Origin of the sequence: Amycolatopsis sp. NPDC051716, from assembly GCF_040681595.1 — a bacterium.
Taxonomy (GTDB): domain Bacteria; phylum Actinomycetota; class Actinomycetes; order Mycobacteriales; family Pseudonocardiaceae; genus Amycolatopsis.
The window spans coordinates 282138-299393 of the sequence record NZ_JBFAZA010000001.1; the positions used below are offsets into that span (position 1 = coordinate 282138).

18 protein-coding genes and 1 tRNA gene are annotated in these 17256 nt (G+C 67.0%); 13 read left to right on the forward strand and 6 right to left on the reverse strand.

Annotated elements, in window-relative coordinates; genetic code table 11:
* Positions 1 to 13 precede the first annotated feature (13 nt).
* Entirely contained in the window at positions 14 to 421 is a 408-nt protein-coding gene (locus AB0M30_RS01415; RefSeq protein WP_364578434.1) for a hypothetical protein, read from the forward strand.
* Positions 422 to 484: 63 nt separating this feature from the next.
* On the opposite strand, the gene AB0M30_RS01420 is transcribed toward AB0M30_RS01415, so the two are convergent.
* Positions 485 to 557: transfer RNA gene (locus tag AB0M30_RS01420), tRNA-Ala, on the reverse strand.
* A 34-nt stretch (positions 558 to 591) separates the two neighbouring features.
* Positions 592 to 759, reverse strand: coding sequence for a DLW-39 family protein (locus tag AB0M30_RS01425; RefSeq protein WP_003100602.1), 168 nt, complete (start codon positions 757 to 759; stop codon positions 592 to 594).
* Between the two features lie 419 nt (positions 760 to 1178).
* Here AB0M30_RS01425 and AB0M30_RS01430 point away from each other — a divergent pair, with 419 nt between their 5' ends.
* Positions 1179 to 2348: an oxygenase MpaB family protein gene (locus AB0M30_RS01430; protein WP_364578437.1), complete on the forward strand. Its 1170-nt coding sequence runs from the start codon at positions 1179 to 1181 to the stop codon at positions 2346 to 2348.
* Positions 2349 to 2363: 15 nt separating this feature from the next.
* Here the strand turns inward: AB0M30_RS01430 and AB0M30_RS01435 are convergent, their stop codons facing one another.
* Entirely contained in the window at positions 2364 to 2873 is a 510-nt protein-coding gene (locus tag AB0M30_RS01435) for a hypothetical protein (protein WP_364578440.1), read from the reverse strand.
* 516 nt (positions 2874 to 3389) lie between these two features.
* On the opposite strand from AB0M30_RS01435, the gene AB0M30_RS01440 reads away from it, so the two are divergent.
* Together AB0M30_RS01440 and AB0M30_RS01445 are read left to right on the forward strand one after the other, a co-directional pair.
* The gene (locus AB0M30_RS01440) at positions 3390 to 4871 is read left to right on the forward strand and encodes a hypothetical protein (RefSeq protein ID WP_364578443.1); all 1482 of its coding nucleotides are present in this window, start codon (positions 3390 to 3392) and stop codon (positions 4869 to 4871) included.
* A 57-nt stretch (positions 4872 to 4928) separates the two neighbouring features.
* The gene (locus AB0M30_RS01445) at positions 4929 to 6839 is read left to right on the forward strand and encodes a hypothetical protein (RefSeq protein ID WP_364578445.1); all 1911 of its coding nucleotides are present in this window, start codon (positions 4929 to 4931) and stop codon (positions 6837 to 6839) included.
* Between the two features lie 729 nt (positions 6840 to 7568).
* Here AB0M30_RS01445 and AB0M30_RS01450 read toward each other — a convergent pair.
* The gene (locus AB0M30_RS01450) at positions 7569 to 8720 is read right to left on the reverse strand and encodes a helix-turn-helix transcriptional regulator (protein ID WP_364578448.1); all 1152 of its coding nucleotides are present in this window, start codon (positions 8718 to 8720) and stop codon (positions 7569 to 7571) included.
* A gap of 308 nt (positions 8721 to 9028) precedes the next feature.
* Between AB0M30_RS01450 and AB0M30_RS01455 the strand changes: the two genes are divergently transcribed.
* The 5 genes from AB0M30_RS01455 (at position 9029) to AB0M30_RS01475 (ending at position 11587) form a co-directional block, all read left to right on the forward strand.
* Positions 9029 to 9226 (forward strand): hypothetical protein, encoded by a 198-nt coding sequence (locus AB0M30_RS01455; RefSeq protein ID WP_364578450.1) that lies wholly within the window; start codon positions 9029 to 9031, stop codon positions 9224 to 9226.
* Positions 9223 to 9519: a hypothetical protein gene (locus tag AB0M30_RS01460; RefSeq protein WP_364578453.1), complete on the forward strand. Its 297-nt coding sequence runs from the start codon at positions 9223 to 9225 to the stop codon at positions 9517 to 9519. The genes AB0M30_RS01455 and AB0M30_RS01460 overlap by 4 nt, the downstream gene beginning before the upstream one ends.
* Positions 9506 to 9772, forward strand: coding sequence for a hypothetical protein (locus tag AB0M30_RS01465; RefSeq protein ID WP_364578456.1), 267 nt, complete (start codon positions 9506 to 9508; stop codon positions 9770 to 9772). The genes AB0M30_RS01460 and AB0M30_RS01465 overlap by 14 nt, the downstream gene beginning before the upstream one ends.
* Positions 9769 to 10563 (forward strand): Scr1 family TA system antitoxin-like transcriptional regulator, encoded by a 795-nt coding sequence (locus AB0M30_RS01470; protein ID WP_364578458.1) that lies wholly within the window; start codon positions 9769 to 9771, stop codon positions 10561 to 10563. Before AB0M30_RS01465 ends, AB0M30_RS01470 begins: the two co-directional genes overlap by 4 nt.
* Positions 10564 to 10690: 127 nt before the next feature.
* Positions 10691 to 11587: an aminoglycoside phosphotransferase family protein gene (locus tag AB0M30_RS01475; RefSeq protein WP_364578461.1), complete on the forward strand. Its 897-nt coding sequence runs from the start codon at positions 10691 to 10693 to the stop codon at positions 11585 to 11587.
* On the opposite strand, the gene AB0M30_RS01480 is transcribed toward AB0M30_RS01475, so the two are convergent.
* The gene (locus AB0M30_RS01480; protein ID WP_364578464.1) at positions 11546 to 12961 is read right to left on the reverse strand and encodes a hypothetical protein; all 1416 of its coding nucleotides are present in this window, start codon (positions 12959 to 12961) and stop codon (positions 11546 to 11548) included. The two genes, AB0M30_RS01475 and AB0M30_RS01480, sit on opposite strands and share 42 nt — an antisense overlap.
* 186 nt (positions 12962 to 13147) lie before the next feature.
* Here AB0M30_RS01480 and AB0M30_RS01485 point away from each other — a divergent pair, with 186 nt between their 5' ends.
* Entirely contained in the window at positions 13148 to 13348 is a 201-nt protein-coding gene (locus AB0M30_RS01485; RefSeq protein ID WP_364578467.1) for a hypothetical protein, read from the forward strand.
* Here AB0M30_RS01485 and AB0M30_RS01490 read toward each other — a convergent pair.
* Positions 13345 to 13689, reverse strand: coding sequence for a winged helix-turn-helix domain-containing protein (locus tag AB0M30_RS01490; RefSeq protein ID WP_364578469.1), 345 nt, complete (start codon positions 13687 to 13689; stop codon positions 13345 to 13347). The genes AB0M30_RS01485 and AB0M30_RS01490 overlap by 4 nt on opposite strands.
* Positions 13690 to 13841: 152 nt before the next feature.
* Between AB0M30_RS01490 and AB0M30_RS01495 the strand changes: the two genes are divergently transcribed.
* The 3 genes from AB0M30_RS01495 to AB0M30_RS01505 all read left to right on the forward strand — a co-directional run bounded on the left by AB0M30_RS01495 (position 13842) and on the right by AB0M30_RS01505 (position 17105).
* Complete coding sequence (locus tag AB0M30_RS01495) at positions 13842 to 14066, forward strand: hypothetical protein (RefSeq protein ID WP_364578472.1); 225 nt, start codon at positions 13842 to 13844, stop codon at positions 14064 to 14066.
* Between the two features lie 211 nt (positions 14067 to 14277).
* A complete protein-coding gene (locus tag AB0M30_RS01500) occupies positions 14278 to 14934 on the forward strand; it encodes an ABC transporter permease (protein ID WP_364578474.1) in 657 nt (218 codons plus the stop codon).
* Positions 14934 to 17105 carry a cell division protein FtsK gene (locus AB0M30_RS01505; RefSeq protein ID WP_364578476.1) on the forward strand — a complete coding sequence of 724 codons (2172 nt, stop codon included), beginning with the start codon at positions 14934 to 14936 and terminating at the stop codon, positions 17103 to 17105. The genes AB0M30_RS01500 and AB0M30_RS01505 overlap by 1 nt, the downstream gene beginning before the upstream one ends.
* The last annotated feature ends 151 nt before the right edge of the window (positions 17106 to 17256 follow it).

Below are 17256 nucleotides of genomic sequence, written 5' to 3' on the forward strand. Positions count from 1 at the left end.
TCCAGGAGGACCGATGGTGGCATCGACCCCGCCGCGGGCGGACCCGCGCACGCTGGTCGCGGCGGCGGTGATCGGCGCGGTCACCGGCGCCGGTACCGGCGTCTTCTGGACCGCGATGGCCGGCACGTATGTGTGCGCCACCGGCAACCCGTTCTGCTCGCTCGGCCAGCTGATCCGGGGCGCAGAGATTTTTCTGGCGACCGTCGCCGGGACGCTCTTGGTTACGCTGCTCGCCCTGAGCATGACGCGGCTGCGGCCGAAGCGGCCGATCGTCCTGGCCGCGATGTTGGTTCCCTTGGCGTCCGTGGTCGCTTACAACCTGACCGGCGGGATCGGCGCCTATCGGATCGCGCTGCTGGCGCTGGTGTCCGCGGCCCTCCACGTCTGGGTGGCCTGGCTCGCCCGGACCGGCGTCCGCTGACTGGTACGACAAAGCCCAGGTCGGCGGAACCGGCCCGACCTGGGCTTGTGTGGTCTTCGAGTGTGGAGCTGAGGGGAATCGAACCCCTGACCCCCGCCTTGCAAAGGCGGTGCTCTACCAATTGAGCTACAGCCCCGGACGCGGGCGGCGCGCCGCCCGCGGGGTGAAGATCAGTTGTGGGAAGCGCCCGCCGGCTTGGCCGGAGTGGTGCCGTTGGTGGAGGGGACCGGCGCGGTCGCCTCACGCCAGAGGTCGGCCTCGGCCTTGGCCGCCTTGTTGCGCTTGACGACGAACAGGACGCCGCCCGCGATGACGGCGAGTGCCAGCAGCTTCTTCACCGAAGCCCCCTTCTCAGCTTGCTTCCCTTACTCCGCGATGTTACTGCACAGCTGCGCGCGGGTGACGGGCCCTCTTGGTTCCACGTGGAACCACTGGTAACGCACGTCACACGTGCCGGAAATACCTACCGGGGGCGTCTGGTTGTACAGAGTGGTCGGTGTGCCCACCGTGTCCCCCGGGCCTCACCCCATCGCCTTCGCGGAGTTCCGTCAGGCTGGAGCCGCGATGAGCCACTCGCCGAGAGGCGACCGTGCGGCACATCGACCGTGACCGCTCAGCCCTGCCGGACTTCTCTTCCCGGCAGGGCTGACCTGTATCTCGCGGTCACACTCGGTGATCGAATGGATCAGTCCGTAGAGGCACTACCGTGCCCGAACAGCGCTAGCGCCGGGCTCGAGACCCGGCTGAGGCTGGGTGCGTGCCAGAAACGCAGAACACGAAGGCGACCGCACTGACCGCCGTCGAAGCGCTGAAGTACCAAGGTGATCCGCTGGCCGACGCGGTGATCGCCGACTTGGTGGCCGGCGGTACGACCGGCGCGGTCAACGAGGTGCTGGCCCGGTTCCGGGACAACGACCAGCCGGTGCCCGAGGACCTCCCCGAGCCGGTGCGCCGGTATCTCGTGGCCACGGACGCCCCGCCGGAGTGGGCCGATCTCGACCGGATCGCGGCCGCGTACGAGTTCTTCGTGGACGACGGGGTGCACGTCGCGTCGGTGCTGTCGTTCGGCGCGATGGTCAACTGCTACGCCCAGCCACGGCCATCGCGCGTGCTGTCGCTCACGCACCGGCTCAACCAGCCCCATCGCCGCCTGTCGGAGACGTCGCAGTTCGTGCTGCACCTGATGGGCCACAACCCGTTCGGCTCCGGCGGCAGTTTCGTGCCGACGATCCAGAAGACCCGGTTGATCCACGCCGCCGTCCGTCATTTCATCACCCGATCCGGCGAATGGGACATCGAGGCGGACGGCGTGCCGTTGTGCCAGCAGGACATGCTGGGCGCATTGCTCATCTTTTCCGTGCAGGTCATCGACGGAATGCGCCGGATCGGCATCTCCGTCACCGACCGCGAAGCCGAGGACTACTACTACGTGTGGCGGGTGACCGGCGCCCTCCTCGGCATCCCGGCCGACGCCATGCCCGAGACCCTCGCCGAGGCTGAGGCACTGAACGCACGGCTCGTCGAGGCGAGTTACGGCCCGTCGGCCGAAGGAATCGAGCTCACCCGCAACCTGCTGCGCCTCTACGAGAACTTGGTGCCCGGCAAAGCGTTCGACGGCGTGGTCGCGGCGATGGTCCGCCAGGTCGTCACCCCGCAGGTCGCCGACTGGCTCGAGGTACCGCACTCGCGCGCGTGGGTCCGCACGGTAGGCGCCGGCGCCCGCGTGATGCGGCTGCTCGAGCGCTCGGAAGACCGCAGCCGGGTGGCCACGACAGTGCTCGACAAGGCCGGCAGCCTCCTCTTGGGCGGAAGCGTGCGCACGCTGACCAACGGGCAGCCGACCGCCTTGACCATTCCCTCGGACCTACGGGAGAAGTGGCTGGCGGCCGGCGTTTGCCCGGTGACACCTCCTCGGAACGGCGGATAGAAAGCTGGAGGCGGCTCAGACCCCGTTGATCCGCGCAATGAGCTCGTCGCGGTACTCCTGCACCGCCTGAAACTCCGGTTCGTCGCCGGTCGCCCGCTTCAACGCGCCTTCCAGGATCTTCAGCCCCTGGCGTTCGTCGCCGCGCGCATCCGCCTGCCTCGCGGCGTTCTCCAAGGCTTTGGCGAGCTTGGTCTGCGCCTCGGGTTCCGTGGTGGCCTGGTGGATCCGGATCCAGTTGCCGCCCGGATCGACGACGGTGAACCCGGTGTACCGGTCGTTGCGCAGCCGCGGCCGGGTCATGCGCGGAATGCCGGCGATGAGCCGTTTTCCGTGCACGGACCGCATCCCAGCCGCGAAGGCCTCGTACAACTCGTTGGTGTCCGCCACGATGACCAGGCAGGTGCTGTACGACTGCGCCGGGTCGTAGCCGTCCATCCCGAAGAAGTGCAGATTGATGTCTTCCCGCCGCACCGCGACGTGCGGGTTCGGCCGCGTCTGCCGATAGGTGATCTCGAAGCCGAGCATCTCGTAGAACGACGCGATCTCGTCGATGGAAGGACAGGGCAGGAGCGGGATGGTCAGTTCGTTGGCCGTTGCTCGAAGCTAAGCCCGAACCTGCCGAAACGACACGGAGCTATTTGCTCATGCGAACAGCATGGCGGCTCGCCCGGCGCCACAAGTCAGTCAGGTCATGCAAAAGCCCGGTCCGCGAAGCGAACCGGGCTTGAGTTGCGTGGGCCTACCAGGACTTGAACCTGGGACCTCTTCGTTATCAGGGCAAGATCACAACTTCTCGATCATGACAGACGCCCAGTGACCTCGCGTTTCAGTGTCCGTGGACGTCCACCGATGACCGTCGACGGCCTCCGCGATTGTCGCCCACTTTGTCGCCCGTCTGCGGCAATCTCGGCTACGTGCAGGCAGGAAGTGTCTGCACAGCTCCGGCACGGAGCAGCAAGGCATGCTCACGAAGGGCAAGCGCCAGCGATGAGGTGGTCCATCAGATGTCACATTCCGTAGCGTGTTATCTACTGTGGTGGTGTGGACGAGACGCAGCCCTCACTCACGCTGACCAACCTGACCGAGCTCGAACATCAAGTGATCAACTCTGCGCGCTGCGGAGAGATCTTCAAACCCGCCATCACGATGACGGTTGACGAGCTGGCGGTCACCGACGACCCTGACCTGCGGATACGAGCCGATCTGCTCCGCGAACTGCTTCGCGGCCTGCACGGTCACCTCGATCCCCGCGGGATTCGAATAGTGGGTGTGCGAGTCGTCGGAGAGCTCGACCTCGATCGCATCATCGCCGGCACCGGTCTGGACTTGAACCAGTGTGCGCTGCCGGACGTCATCATCACCGGCACCGGTGAATTCGGCCCAATCCGGCTGCTCAACGCCCGGATCGGCGGCCAACTCGAACTTATTCGCATCACCATCACCAACACCACCGGCACCGCATTGGCCGCCGACGGCCTCCGCACCGACAGCGACCTGCTCATGCACGACGCCACCATTACCGGCACCGGAGAACTCGGCGCGATCCGGCTGGCCGGTGCCCGGATCGGCGGCCAACTCGAACTTGATCAAGTCACCATCACCAACACCACCGGCCCCGCACTGCTCGCCGACGGCCTCCGCACCGAGAGCCACCTGCTCATGCGCAACGCCACCATTACCGGCACCGGAGAACTCGGCGCGATCCGGCTGGCCGGTGCCCAGATCGGCGGCCAAGCTGTGCTGCAGGTGTCCAGGCTGGACGACAGTTCAGGCCCTCTCCTGGCACTGCAAGAAGCGCAGATCACTGAGGTGCTCGTCTTTCCTTTGGCGGTGGTGTGTTCGGCCGGTCGGCAGGGGATGAACCGCCGTGGCTGCCCTAACAGCGACCGCACTATCACAGCCCAGGGCTTGACCTACCCCATGCTGGGGGAGATCTCGTGGCGGCAATGGCTGCACCTGCTGGTCCACCACACTCCCGCCTACTGGCCCCAACCCTTCCAGCAACTCGCCGCGACCGAGCGCGCCGCCGGCCACGACAACAACGCCCGTGAAGTGCTGATCACCCAGCAAGACGAACTTCGCCGCCGCACCCCTCATGCGCTGGGCAACCAGCTCGCCCGCAGCCGACATGCGCTCTGGGGCCGGCTCGGCCGCTACGGCTACCGAGCCCACCGCCTCGTCACCGCCCTCGCCGTCATCCTCACCCTCGCCGCCACACTCAGCCTGCTCGCCGGACACGTCACCACCCACCCCGGCCACCACGCCGCGGAACGCGTGCCACCCGCCCCCGCCAAACCCGCCGACCCCGGCACACCCTGCTCACCCGTCGAACTCGTCGGCCTCGGCATCGACCGCGGACTCCCACTCGGCACCACTGGCATCCGCACCCACTGCGACCTCGACACCACCACCGGCTGGGGCCAAACCTTCACCGCCACCCTCTGGGCACTCCAAGCCCTCCTCTGGGGCCTGGCCACCCTCGCCATCGCCGCCTACACCGGCCTCGTCCGCAAACCCACCTGATCACCGGGTAGCAAAGGTGCGAATCCGTCTCGCCACTACGAGGGGAACTGACCGTCCATGATGATTGACTACAATGTCAGCGACCACTGGTCAGAGGACGATCCTGACTGGCTGAAGTCTTTGGTATCGTCGCTCGATCGGCACAACGGCGCCAGCACCGTCCTGCCCCTCACAGTCATCGTCGCGGAGATCGCTGAGTGGGTCGAACTCGCCAGCGGCGTCGACGCCTGGAAGAATAAAGCCAACCGAGCCTCGCTCCAACAGGATCTCGCTGAGTCGGTGGGTGCAGTCAGTTCATCGCTTGGTACGTATATCGCTGGACCGCTCGTCGCCTTCGAGACGGCCTTTGCGGACCTCACTGGTAGCTCTTCGGCGGTCCTCAGCCAGCCACCTGGAACTCGTGTCGACGCCGTCTGGACGAAAGCGCTCTCGACCGCCCGCAACCTGTTAAAGGCTCTCGACTCGGACCAAGCCGTACGCGCGAGCTGGGACGACCTGGTCGCGACGGCCCAAGATCGAACCCTTGCCCGACGTGAGTACCGCCCGATCGCGGAACTGCTGTTCGACCAGTTGCGGCGGCGAGGCCTCAGCGCAGAGCAGACGCTCCGCGATCTAGTCTCGATCGTTGCATACGGTCGAGACCCTGAGGAAATTCCCGTCGGTACGAAGGACACACCGCTCGCAGATCGGCTTGCAAACGCCCGCACCTTCGTAGGGACACCCGCCGAGGTCGAGCCGATCGTCGTCTGGCTCGGATACCAGGGCCGGGTCGATCTCCGCCTCTCCGCAGGGCGCGTGTCGTTCATCAATGCGCACTGGGCAGTACCAAACACGGAGCCAGGTGGGCAGGACTTCGAGCACAAGGCAGAGCTCCGGGAGCTCGTCCAACACGGCGGCGTGTTCAAGGTCGCAAAGCTGGTGGATCAGGTATCTGATGTCGACTTCCTGGTGCGCGTCGACCTCGGTGACACAACGGCTGCCGGTGCAGTTGCGCGCGCCGTCGACATCGTGAACACGATCCTGAACGTCGCGATCCACAACGCGGGCGGGGTCCGTCCACACCTTACTCAGCACGGCCTCATTCGCTCGGGGAAGCCCCGCTCCTTTGGTGTCGGAGTCACCAGGCGCGAGACCGGCTTTCACGACGACCACTACGGAGCACATATCACCGCCGAGGCGATCAAGAAGCATGGGCCACGGATTGCAGACGCACTTGCCCGCGAGGAACTCCCCCGATTCCTAGCTGCGGCCATTGAGGTACAGACAACTGCCGATCACCCGTTCAGCCGTGACATGGCGTTGCGCAGGCCATCTGAAGCTGACATCAGCAGCGTGATACCGCTCGCCGACCGCGTCGTACAGCAAGTCGCGGCGCACGCGGCGATGGAGCCGAAGGATCTCTTCAACCTGCTACGGGAGCGCTGGCCGCACGCCCGGTGGTTTACAGACCTTGAGCGTGCGGCACAGATGTGCCTGCTCGGTGGCGGTCGACGCGACGAGCTACTCAACGAGCTAACCGCGGAATGGTATTCGAGTAATCCGAAGCAGCCGTGGATCCTGTTCCTCGCGGATCGAGCCGGCGACTTCATCTCGCTATGCCGCTTGGAGCACGAGCGTGCCTGGATCACGCGAATGTTCGCGAGCGTCAGTGATCACGCCATCTACAGCACCCTCATCGAGGAGTACACAACCGAGAGCAAGGTGCTGGAAGCACGCCGTCACCGCGTCCGCAACGCGTTGGTCCACGGCAACCCGGCCAGCTTCACGGTGGTGCAGTCCGTGCGCGAGTACGCCGACTTCCAGAGCGGCGGCGCCCTCTCACTGGGGCTTGAGTCCTACGTCGAAGGCACGGCGCCTGCTGCAACTTTGGCGACCAGAACGGAAGAATTCATCGCCATGCGGGGCGGCCAAGATGCCGCGAGCTACTGGCGTGCTCGCATCGCGACAGACGGATGGCCGACCGCCTAGCTTGAGCTACCGTTGCGGCAGGGCGTCGTTTGACCAAGACAGGCTCTCGAGGCGCGTGCCTCAGTCACTGCCAACGTCGTATCTCGCCCTGACGAGGGAGCCGGATGGTGTCGATCGGCGCAAGCACCACGAGGGGGTGCCTGCGGCGCTGCCTAGCCTTCCGCCCTCTCTTCAATCTGACCAGCATCCTGTCACCCCAGAGGAAAAGGATGACGGTAGCGGTCGAACTAAGGAAAGGACCGAGCAGCTTCATGGTTTCAATCATGAGGCCCACGCTAGGTCAGGCTGGTCTCCTGATGCGGCCTATGTGCGTGTACACGGCGCCCGAAACACGCACGCGTCGGCGCAGCAGCGCCTCGGCACGCCGCATCACTAGACGATCGGCCGCCGCCCACCTGTCGGCACCTCCGCTGCGCACATGATTGCCGCCATCGAACACGTGCTCTACATTCAGTCGCACGCTGGGCAGACAGGGGAAGTGTCTGCCCAGCACCGGCGCTGAGGCACGCAGATGGACGCCCCCGGCCTGACGAACGCCACCGCCTACGTCGTCGCTGACCAGCCCAACGCCGTCGTCCGCTGGCACGTCCCTGCCCGACATGACGTGATCTACGAGCGCCGCCCCCGGCGAGTTCGAGGAAGCGCGCGTGCTCGCCGCCACCACCCTTCGGCGACCGCCCCTTGCGAGTTGAGGCTCCGAAGCCTGCGACGTAGACGGCCTCAGCGGCGCTAAGCGGTCTTAATCAGACCCATCCGGTCGGCCATGCCGCGGATTTCGCGAGCCACACCTTCTCGCCGAGCGCGGGCAAGCATCGTGGAGATGATCTCCCGGACGAACGGATTCGTCCGAGTCCGGATGTGTCCCAGCTTCTCGGCCTGGACGAGCAGCGCCAACACCTCCTCATCGGGCCGGCGGATGCCGTAAAGCGCACGGGCATGTTCGATCAGGAACGTGGTGCGGCGCGAGTCGATAGTCAACTCGGCCGGATCAACGGTCGCTGCCAGCCGCGCGGCCTCGGCATGGTCGCCACGTTCGAGGGCCGATGAGATGCGCCAGAGCACCACGTTAGCCGGGCTGAACAGCAGGAAGTTCCGGTTGCCGTACTCGACGTGCTCGGCCAGGCCGGCGGCCTCGTCGAGTGCCGCGGTCGCGTCGCCGCCCAGGACCGACTCGGTGTATCCGGTGGTGAGGGTGAGCGCGCCGCGGACGTCGTAGGCGTCGGCCGGGACGTAGTCCAACGCCCGTTCGGCGAGCTTGGATGCCCGCTTGTGCGCGCCGAGACCGGACAGGGCCTGCGTGCGTGCGAACTCGGCGAGGGCGATCCAGCCGGGTTCGCCGAGCCGCTGCGCTGCCTCGTGGCCACGGTCGGCGGCGATCCAGGCCAGCTCGAACGCTCCGAGCCCCTTCGTGAGCAGGGCCGTGGTGTGGGTGGCGGTGACGAGCGAGCGGAGCGCGTCCGGCTTGTCGACGTGGGTGTGCAGGGCCAACAGCAGTTCGGGGAGCCGGGCGCCGACCTCGGCGTCCTGGTTCGCCTGCCGCAGGGCTGCGACGAGCTGCGTTTCGGACAGCAGCTGTGCGAGGTCGCCGATCGGCGGCTCGGTGCCGTCGAGGTCGGTGCTCAGCAGGGCGTCGCGGATGGCGGGGATGGCGGAGTCGGCCTGCGGGTCGCGGATCTCCAGCCCGTCGCCGGTGATGTCGGAGAGGCTGACGCGGAGCGCGCCGGCGATCGCGACCAGGGTTGAGCGCTTGTCGATCGCTGTGCGCTCGTTCTCGATCTTGGACAGGTAGCCCTTGGACAGGCCGGACAACCCGGCGAGCTGTTCGAGGGACAGGCCGCGCCAACGGCGAAGCCGGCGGATCGTGATGCCGATCGAGTCCATGCCGTCAGGGTACAGACTTGGGTTTCCTCGTAGGAAACGTTTGTGACCTGCGACTTTGTACGGTCACTAACTATGCGTGATCGACGACGTACGCGACAAAGCACCGAGGGGGTCGACCAGCTCGGGGGTCCGGCACACGCCGAGGTCGAGGTACGGGAAGACGGCCGGATCGCGCTGACCAGCTCGACGCCCGCAGGCGAGCCGATCCTGTTCAGCGCCGAGTCGGCCGCGCAGCTTCGGAACCAGCTGGGTGAGGCCTTGACCGTCTCTCTGCGCGAGGCTCGCACAGCTCGGGGGTGCAAGGCGCCATGATCGCCGAGCGTTTTGACGACCGGCCGACGTTCTGGTGCGGTGCCTCGCTGTTCAACTCTGGTGGTCAGCGGCTCAACGAGATCGATCTCGACACCTACCAGCATCCGCAGAAGCACGCGGACATGACCGACGCCGACTGGGAACAGGCCGCCGCCGCGGTCCGGGCATTCGACGTCAAGCGGGGGCTTCGATGACCGCGTTGGACGACGGGCCGATGACCGACGCCGACTCGCGCCGAGACTTCTGGGAGTGGCATGAGTTCACCGGGGGCGACGGGTGGGCTCACCTGTACCTGCACTCGGAGATAGCCAACCCGCGGCTGTTCATGCTGCTGCCCTGGTGCCTAACCGACGTCCGCTTCCCACTGGAACACGACCGGCCCAGCATCAGCCACCGCCGGGTCATCCCGCGGCCCGGCCGGGTGTGCCCGGTCTGCGCGAGCCAGAACGAGCACCGGCGAATCGGGGTGCCGCGTGCACGCTCGTGATCGCGAATTGCTCGCCGCCCTCTCGAAGGTCAATTCCAAGATCGGAAGCGTGACGGTCGAGCTACTGACCCTCCAGCCGGACGACGCAGCCTACGCCGCCGGCCTGCGCACCCTCGGCCGCCAACTCGTCCACATCGGCGTAGCCCTCATCTGCCGCGCTGGCGAACTCGACGGCACCGAACTCGATCCATTTGCGCTGCTCAACGCACTCAACCCAGAGACCCACGACCGAACGGAGCGGTCCGAACCGTGACCGAAGCTGCCCTCCGACCAGCCGTCATCGCCCTGGCAGGCGGCCTGCGCGAAGCCCGCAACGAGCGCGGCATCGGCCTACGCCGACTCGCTCGCATGGTCGACCTGCACCACGCTGTGCTGTCGAGCTTCGAACTCGGCCAACGCGCGCCACAAGACACGATCGTGGCGCACATCCTCGGTGTCCTGCGAGCACCGCAAGACGTGCGCGAACACCTCATCGACCTGGCCCGCCGTTCCCACGACCGCGACTTGATCGACCGCACCGGACGTGCCGAGAACTACCTGCGCAGCGCCTTCGAACAGCGATCCACCCGCGTGACCGAATGGTCGCCAACACTCGTCCCCGAGACGCTGCAGACCGCCGAGTACGCCCGCGCGTTACGCGAGACCGGCTTGCTCGCCCCCGAGGCCGCCGACGCAGGTTGCCTTCTCCGCACCGCACGTCAGCTCGCCCTATCCAACCAGCCGGGCCCGCTACACACCTTCCTGATCGGCGAGGTCGCCACACGCCCCGACGCCTGCACCGCCGATGTTCTCCGCGACCAGTTCGACCAGCTGCGCACCTGGACGAGAAGCCCTCGGATCACCGTGCGCCTCGTCCCCACCGCCGGCTGCCCGCCCGGCCTGGTCGAACCGTTCACCCTCTACGAACGCCGAACCGGCGCCCTCGCCGTCGCAGTGCGCCACCACCACGGCGCCGTGTACTCCACCCACCAAGCCGCCTTGACGACCTACGAGAAGGCCGCCCGAGCACTCCAACGCCACGCCACAGAGAACGCGTGGCCCTAAGACCCCGGTCGGCGCGTCCTGACCTCCCTCCAGGCGGCGCGCCGGCTGGGCTTCACGCCCCGATTCGCCGAGCACACGTTCCTGCCGAAGCTCTAGCCTGGCCGAGGCACCCCGATAGAGGAGTCTGATGACATCGACGAAGGCTTTCACGACGGAGCGGACACAAGCTGTCTTCGAGGCAGCGTGCGCCTTCGCCGGGCTGGACGCGACCGACGCAACGCGAGTCCGGTTCGGGGAGAACGCCATCTACCGCCTGGCCGACGGCTCCGCCGTGGTCCGCGTCGGCCGTTCCATTCCGGCCGCCACGAAGGAAGTGCTCGTCGCCGGGTGGCTTGCGGAGCACCGGTTCCCCGCCGCGACGGTGCTCGATGGCAACGAACAGCCGTTCGTCGAGGACGGGCTACCCGTCACGTTCTGGAATTGCCTGGAAGAGGACGACACACCCATCACTCCGGCCGAGTTCGGGAAGTTGCTGCACGATCTGCACGCGCTCCCCCAACCGACGGACTTCCGTCTGCCGGCCTTCTCCCCGATGCCGAAGGTCGAGCCGCGACTTCAAGCCCTGAAGGGCAAGCTGCCCGAAGCGGACCTCGACTTCCTGCGCGACCGATACGAGGAACTCTCCGAGAAGTTCCAAGACCTTGAGTTCCCGCTGCCCGCCGGCCCCGTCCACGGCGACGCGCACCCCGGGAACGTCATGCGCTCCCCCGACGGAACGCTGAACCTGATCGACTTCGAGGACTTCGCCTTCGGGCCGCGCGAGTGGGACGCGGCCGTGCTCTCCGTCCGCCACCAGGCGTTCGGCTGGGCTTCCGAAGCCGAGTACGACTCGTACACGGCGGCCTACGGATTCGATCCGATCGACTGGCCGGGCTTCCCCGTGCTCAGGGCAACACGAGAACTGAACATGACCATGTGGCTCTCGCAGACCGTCGACGAGTCCACCGAGGTCAAAGCCGAGGTCGAGAAGCGGATCAGCGACCTACGCGACGACCAGGCGCCCCGACACTGGAAGGCTTTCTGACGATAGGTGGATGTTGGCGAAGTCGAGGAACTCCTTCACCAACGGGTCGCCGGCATGCCCGCCCAACCGTCCGCGGAAGTCGTCGAGATACGAGATCACCCGGAACGACTTCAGCTTCGCCGCCGTCTCGACGACGGACCTGGCCACGTCCAACGCCTCTTCGAGGTTCCCACCTTGCAGATGCGACGTGGCCAGCACGGTCCGGCAGAACGAGAGGCTCCGGACGTAGGTCGACTCCGAGGCCGCGATGGACGCGGCCGCGTGGTGGTTCGCCAACTCGGCGTTCCCGATGTCGCGGAAGCAGTGCGCGAACTCGGCGTGTAGCTCGGCTTCGTCGAAGTAGTGAATCCAATCGGGGTCGTTCTCTCGGATTCCCTGGCAGTGCCACCGCTCAGCGGTGAGCAAGGCGGCTGTGACGTCCTCCTGCCGGCCGAGCGACGCGAGCGCCCTCGCTTCCATAGCGTGGAAGAGCGCCATCGTCGTCGGCGTCGCGTAGCCGTTGGCCCCCTTGTACGCCGCGCGTGCGAGATCGACGGCCCGCTGGAAGTGTCCGAGGAAGTTCGCCTGGTGCGACATGCCCGCGAGGATTCGGCCGCACAGCGGCTTGTCGCCGGCCGCCTTCGCCAAGCGGAACGCCTGCGTCAGGTACCGCTGCGCGAGCCCGTGCGCGCCCGTGTCATACGCCGTCCAACCGGCGAGCCGAGTCAGAGCAGCGACCTCCCGGAAGTACTCCCGCCCGACCGGGTCTTGCGGGGAGACGTGGCCGATGTTCGGCAAGATCTCCTGGTCGAGGAACGATGCGACGAGCGACTTCGGCCGGCCACCGCCGTACTTGTAGTCGAAGCTGCTGAACATCGCGGTTGCCTCGCGAACCGCCTCGACGTCCACGACGGTGATCGAGCGCGGCTCGGACGGCGGCCGCGATCCTTCGTTATCGGGGTCGGTCAGCCACCTGATGACCAGGCCGCTCCAGGCCTCCGGCACGACGGCTAATGGACCGACCCGCTTCGGCGTCCGCAGCTCAAGTTCGGTGATCGCGCCCAGCGCGACCAGGCTGTGTGCGATCTCCTCGGGGTACTCCAGGCCGACGTCGTCCGACGTGGTCTCGCCGGCGCCAGCGAAGCCGATCTCCTCCAGGCTGACGGGCCGGCCGAGCAACTCGCCGAGGACAGCGGCGATCAGCTGGCAGGTGCGCGGGTGCGGCTTCGTGCCGTCAAGCCAGCGCTTGACCGACACGTGGTCCGCGCTGACTAGCTCGCCGCCGTCTTTCTGGCTGCGTTCGCGCACACGGCGGGCGAAGCCCTTGTTCGTGGCCCCCGCCTGTCGCATAACCGCAGCTAGAAGTGCGTTCGGCTGCTTCCCCGTGTCGACCACCGATACCTCCGAAGGTCATTAAAGCACCCCCCGTGCACCCCCCACGTGCAAAAACGCACCCCCGCGTGCACACTGCTGCACCCCCGCCCCTCCGCGGTTTCCTGAGTTCATCAGCGACAACGCCGGCTCGAAACACCGGGCCGGACCGGCCACTAAAGGCCAGTCGCAGAACAGGAGGAAACAGAGATGGCGAAGAACAACTTCCCGATGATGAAGAGCGGCGGCGGCCTGCTCGGCAAGGCGGTCGGCCTGGTGGTGGCGCTCGCGATCATCGTGCTGATCGTGAAGTACCCGGCCGACTCGGCGGGGTGGGCCAGCGGAGCCGCCCACGGTGTCGGCGCGGTGATCGACGGCGTGGTGACGTTCCTCCGCGCGCTGTTCGGCTAGCTCTCACCGAGCTTCCGTTCGATGTCGCCGAGCCGCTTCCGGATCTCGGCGATGGCCTGCCAGACCCGCTCATCCCCCGAGGCCTCGGGACGAGCCGCTGAGTCACCTTCGGCCGGCTGGGTACGCACGAACGAGCCCTTGCCGTGCCGGATCACCACCAACCCCTCCTCCCGGAGCTGGGCAACCGCGCTCTTGGCCGTGTTCACGGCGACTCCCCATGAGTCGGCGAGTTCCTGGTAGGTGGGCAGCTGGGAGCCGGGTCCGTACTCCCCCGACGTGATCGCGGCCCGAAGGCCGGCGGCTACCTGCAAGAACGGTGCACGCGGATCGTCCGGGTCCATAGATGCCATCTCACCAGCATATGTCAGGTGACTTAGCTAAGTCAGTTCTCATCAGTCAGTTGACAGAGTTAATAGACAGGACTTACTTTGGGTTCCGGTCGAGACCGGCCGCTCCTGAACAGGAGACCTACGAATCGTTGGAGCACATCCCCATGGACGACCTCATCCCTTTGCCCAGCTACGCGCCGGACGGCCTGACCGAGCAGGACGTCGACGCGATGATCGCCGAGTACTTCGTGATGGCGACGGAGCAGAACGCGGAGAGCCCTCGGCCCGCGACGATCGTCGATCGCGTCGCCACGCACCGGCACATCCGACGCAACAGCCGCCAGACGGTCAGCTCCGCCCTGCGAGCGCGGCCCGACGCGGCCGCTTGATTTCGCCCCGGCCCGGCGCACGGAACCGCCAAGAACCACCCGCCGGACCGGGCTCCCAACCACTTCCAAGCCAGTCAGGAGAAATCTCATGGTAGGGCTCAACACGCCCACGAACACCCGAAGCGCATACCCGACTTCGGTCGCCGACCTACTGCCCCGAGTTCGCGAGTTCACGGCGGACCTGGGCGAGGTTCCGTCCCGGAACCGGATCATGACCGAGTTCAAGGTGGGCGCACCGAAGGCGAGCGCGATCCTCGCGGCACTGAACGACGACACCAAGACCGAGCCCGTGCGGAAGCTGCACGCCGTGACCGAACCGGCCGCGAGCGATGAGCGGATTCCGGTTCCGGAGGCACCGGCGGAGACGGCCGACGACGATGGAAATGCACAGGTCACAGATGTCGCAGACCCGGGGACGCCGGGACGAGCGATCAAGCTTTGGCCGGTGCTGCTCCTCGCGCTCCCCGCGTTCGTTGCCGTCTGGAGCGGGTGGGTCGGCCTCGGAAGGCTGACCGGGTTCGGCCCGATCCAACTCCTCCCCGGCATCTGGGACCACCTGACCATCAACTCGGCAATCACGCTCCCGATCGGTGTTGAGACCTACGCGGCTTTCGCCCTGCGGGTCTGGCTGTCCCCCGCGACCCGGACCCACCGAGTCCGGACCTTCGCGAAGTGGTCCGCCCTGGGCTCGCTCGTCCTCGGCATGGTCGGCCAGGTCGCCTATCACCTGATGTCCGCCGCGAACGTCGAACGCGCTCCCTGGCCGGTGACCACGCTCGTCGCCTGCCTGCCGGTGGTCGTCCTCGGCTGCGGCGCTGCCCTTGCGCACCTCGTGCGTGACACCACCGACCAGGAGGTGAACGACTGATGAGCACAACCAATGAGCCGCACGGCGGCCGCGTGATCGCGTTCCCGAGCACGACCACCCCCGAAGCCGACCCGTTCGTGATCGACGCCGACCTCGGCGACGAGGCCGCGGAGCAGTCGCCGGCCGTTCCGGTCGACCGCGCGGTCTCGGACGGCTCGTCGTGGCTGGACCGCCTCCGCTCGCAGAACCGCCAGGCGATCATCCCCGGCTACCTCAAGTCCACGGCCGACGCGAAGGACGCCGCGAAGTGGGTGGGGAAGCACTACGCGCACAAAGCCGGCTACCACGCTGCCCGATCGCCGCTCTACGCTCTCCGCCTCGCGGTGCGCTCTCCTCGCGGCCTTCTCCTCCTACTGGCAGCAACCGGCCGATACGTGACCGACGCCGAGGGGCGGCCGGCCCGATCGGAAACGGCGACTGCCGACAAGGCCGATCTGTACCTGAAGCTGTCGCAACAGCGTGACCGGCGGGTCGTGCTCCGGCTGATTCAGCTCGGTCTTGTGTCGACGGTGGGCCTGGTCTTGGTATTGACGCTGCCGAACGTCCTGCCCGAGTGGGTGATCTGGGCCTGCGGTGCAACTGCCCTGGCCCTGCTGGGAAAGCTCGGCTCCACACGGGACAACCCGGTCGTTCCGTCTCGCGCGGTGCTGTCGACGCAGGTGCAGAAGCTGACGAGCGACAACGTCGTCCAGGCGCTGTCGGTTCTCGGCATCGCGGGCATCAACCAGGCCCTCTCCAAGAACCCGAACGCGATCGGGTTCACGGCGCCGATCACCCGAGACGGCCCCGGATGGCGCGCCGACGTCGACCTTCCGCCGGGTGTCACGGTTTCCGAGGTGGTCGAGCGGCGCGCGAAGCTCGCGTCCGGCCTCGGTCGTCCTCTCGGTTGCGTCTGGCCGGAGGGCAACGCGGAGGTGCACCCGGGGCGGATGGTCCTGTGGGTTGGTGATCAGGACCTGTCCAAGTCGCGTCAGGCGACCTGGCCGCTGCGGAAGCTCGGCACGGTGGACCTGTTCAAGCCTCAGCCTTTCGGCACCGACCAGCGCGGCCGGTGGGTGGACGTCACCCTGATGTTCATCTCGATGGTCATCGGCGCGATCCCGCGGATGGGCAAGACGTTCACGCTGCGAGAGCTGCTGCTGATCGCCGCATTGGACCCGCGGGCCGAGTTGCACTCGTTCGATCTCAAGGGGACTGGAGACCTCTCGCCGCTGGCTCCGGTGTCGCACCGGTACCGCGCCGGCGACGAGCCAGACGACCTCGCGTACGCCGTCGCCGACCTGCGGACGCTCGCCGGCGAGCTGCGACGACGCGCGAAGGTGATCCGGGAGCTGCCGAAGGACCTGTGCCCGGAGAACAAGGTCACGCCAGAGCTGGCCGACAAGAAGTCCCTCGGCCTGCACCCGATCGTGATCGGCGTCGACGAGTGCCAGAAGTGGTTCGAGCACTCGGACTACGGCGCGGAGATCGAGGAGATCTGCACCGACCTCGTGAAGCGCGGCCCGGCCCTGGGAATCGTGATCATGCTGGCGACGCAGCGACCGGACGCGAAGAGCATCCCGACCGCGATCAGCGACAACGCGGTGATGCGGTTCTGCCTCAAGGTCACGGGCCAGCAGGCGAACGACATGGTTCTCGGCACCTCGTCGTACCGGAACGGCATCCGTGCAACCACGCTGTCCTTTCGGGACAAGGGCATCGGCTACCTGGCCGGCGAAGGCGACGAGCCGCGCATCACTCGCGGTGTGTACATCGACGGCCCGGACGCCGAGAAGATTGCGGCTCGCGCTCGGACGGCGCGTCTGACGGCCGGACGGCTGACCGGCTACGCCGCTGGCATCGACCTCACGCCCGACGAGGACGAGGGCACGAGCACCTTGCTCGCCGACGTCCTGGCCGCGATCGGGGACGCCGAGAAGGCGTGGTCGGAACGCATCGTCGATCGGCTCGCCGAGTTGCGTCCGGCGGTCTACGGCCCGTGGGCCGAACTGCCGACCGGCGCGGCGAAGGCAACTCAGCTCTCGACCGCGCTGAAGCCGCTCGGGATCGCCACGAAGCAGGTGTGGGGCAACGACGTCGACACCGGCAAAGGCGCCAACCGGATGGGCGTCAAGCGCGAATGGATCGCCGATGCGCTAACCGAGCGTGAGCGAAGTCGCAAGAGCGGCTAGCTCCCGCAGGGCTCTAGGTCTAGAGCCTGTCCCCTCTAGACCTAGAGCCCTCCCTAGACCGTCACAACATCGCTGATCAGCGCCCTAGCACCTAGAGGCGCGGGTCGAATGCGGCCAAAAATAGCCCCGGAGGCTCCGTTGAACCCCCTCA

Bases quoted from the DNA above. Each gene is read 5' to 3' on its own strand.
- AB0M30_RS01415 (WP_364578434.1), top strand. From the start codon at position 14: ATGGTGGCATCGACCCCGCCGCGGGCGGACCCGCGCACGCTGGTCGCG.
- AB0M30_RS01435 (WP_364578440.1), bottom strand. From the start codon at position 2,873: ATGCTCGGCTTCGAGATCACCTATCGGCAGACGCGGCCGAACCCGCAC.
- AB0M30_RS01445 (WP_364578445.1), top strand. From the start codon at position 4,929: ATGATGATTGACTACAATGTCAGCGACCACTGGTCAGAGGACGATCCT.
- AB0M30_RS01450 (WP_364578448.1), bottom strand. From the start codon at position 8,720: ATGGACTCGATCGGCATCACGATCCGCCGGCTTCGCCGTTGGCGCGGC.
- AB0M30_RS01455 (WP_364578450.1), top strand. From the start codon at position 9,029: ATGATCGCCGAGCGTTTTGACGACCGGCCGACGTTCTGGTGCGGTGCC.
- AB0M30_RS01460 (WP_364578453.1), top strand. From the start codon at position 9,223: ATGACCGCGTTGGACGACGGGCCGATGACCGACGCCGACTCGCGCCGA.
- AB0M30_RS01475 (WP_364578461.1), top strand. From the start codon at position 10,691: ATGACATCGACGAAGGCTTTCACGACGGAGCGGACACAAGCTGTCTTC.
- AB0M30_RS01485 (WP_364578467.1), top strand. From the start codon at position 13,148: ATGGCGAAGAACAACTTCCCGATGATGAAGAGCGGCGGCGGCCTGCTC.
- AB0M30_RS01490 (WP_364578469.1), bottom strand. From the start codon at position 13,689: ATGGACCCGGACGATCCGCGTGCACCGTTCTTGCAGGTAGCCGCCGGC.
- AB0M30_RS01495 (WP_364578472.1), top strand. From the start codon at position 13,842: ATGGACGACCTCATCCCTTTGCCCAGCTACGCGCCGGACGGCCTGACC.
- AB0M30_RS01500 (WP_364578474.1), top strand. From the start codon at position 14,278: ATGACCGAGTTCAAGGTGGGCGCACCGAAGGCGAGCGCGATCCTCGCG.
- AB0M30_RS01505 (WP_364578476.1), top strand. From the start codon at position 14,934: ATGAGCACAACCAATGAGCCGCACGGCGGCCGCGTGATCGCGTTCCCG.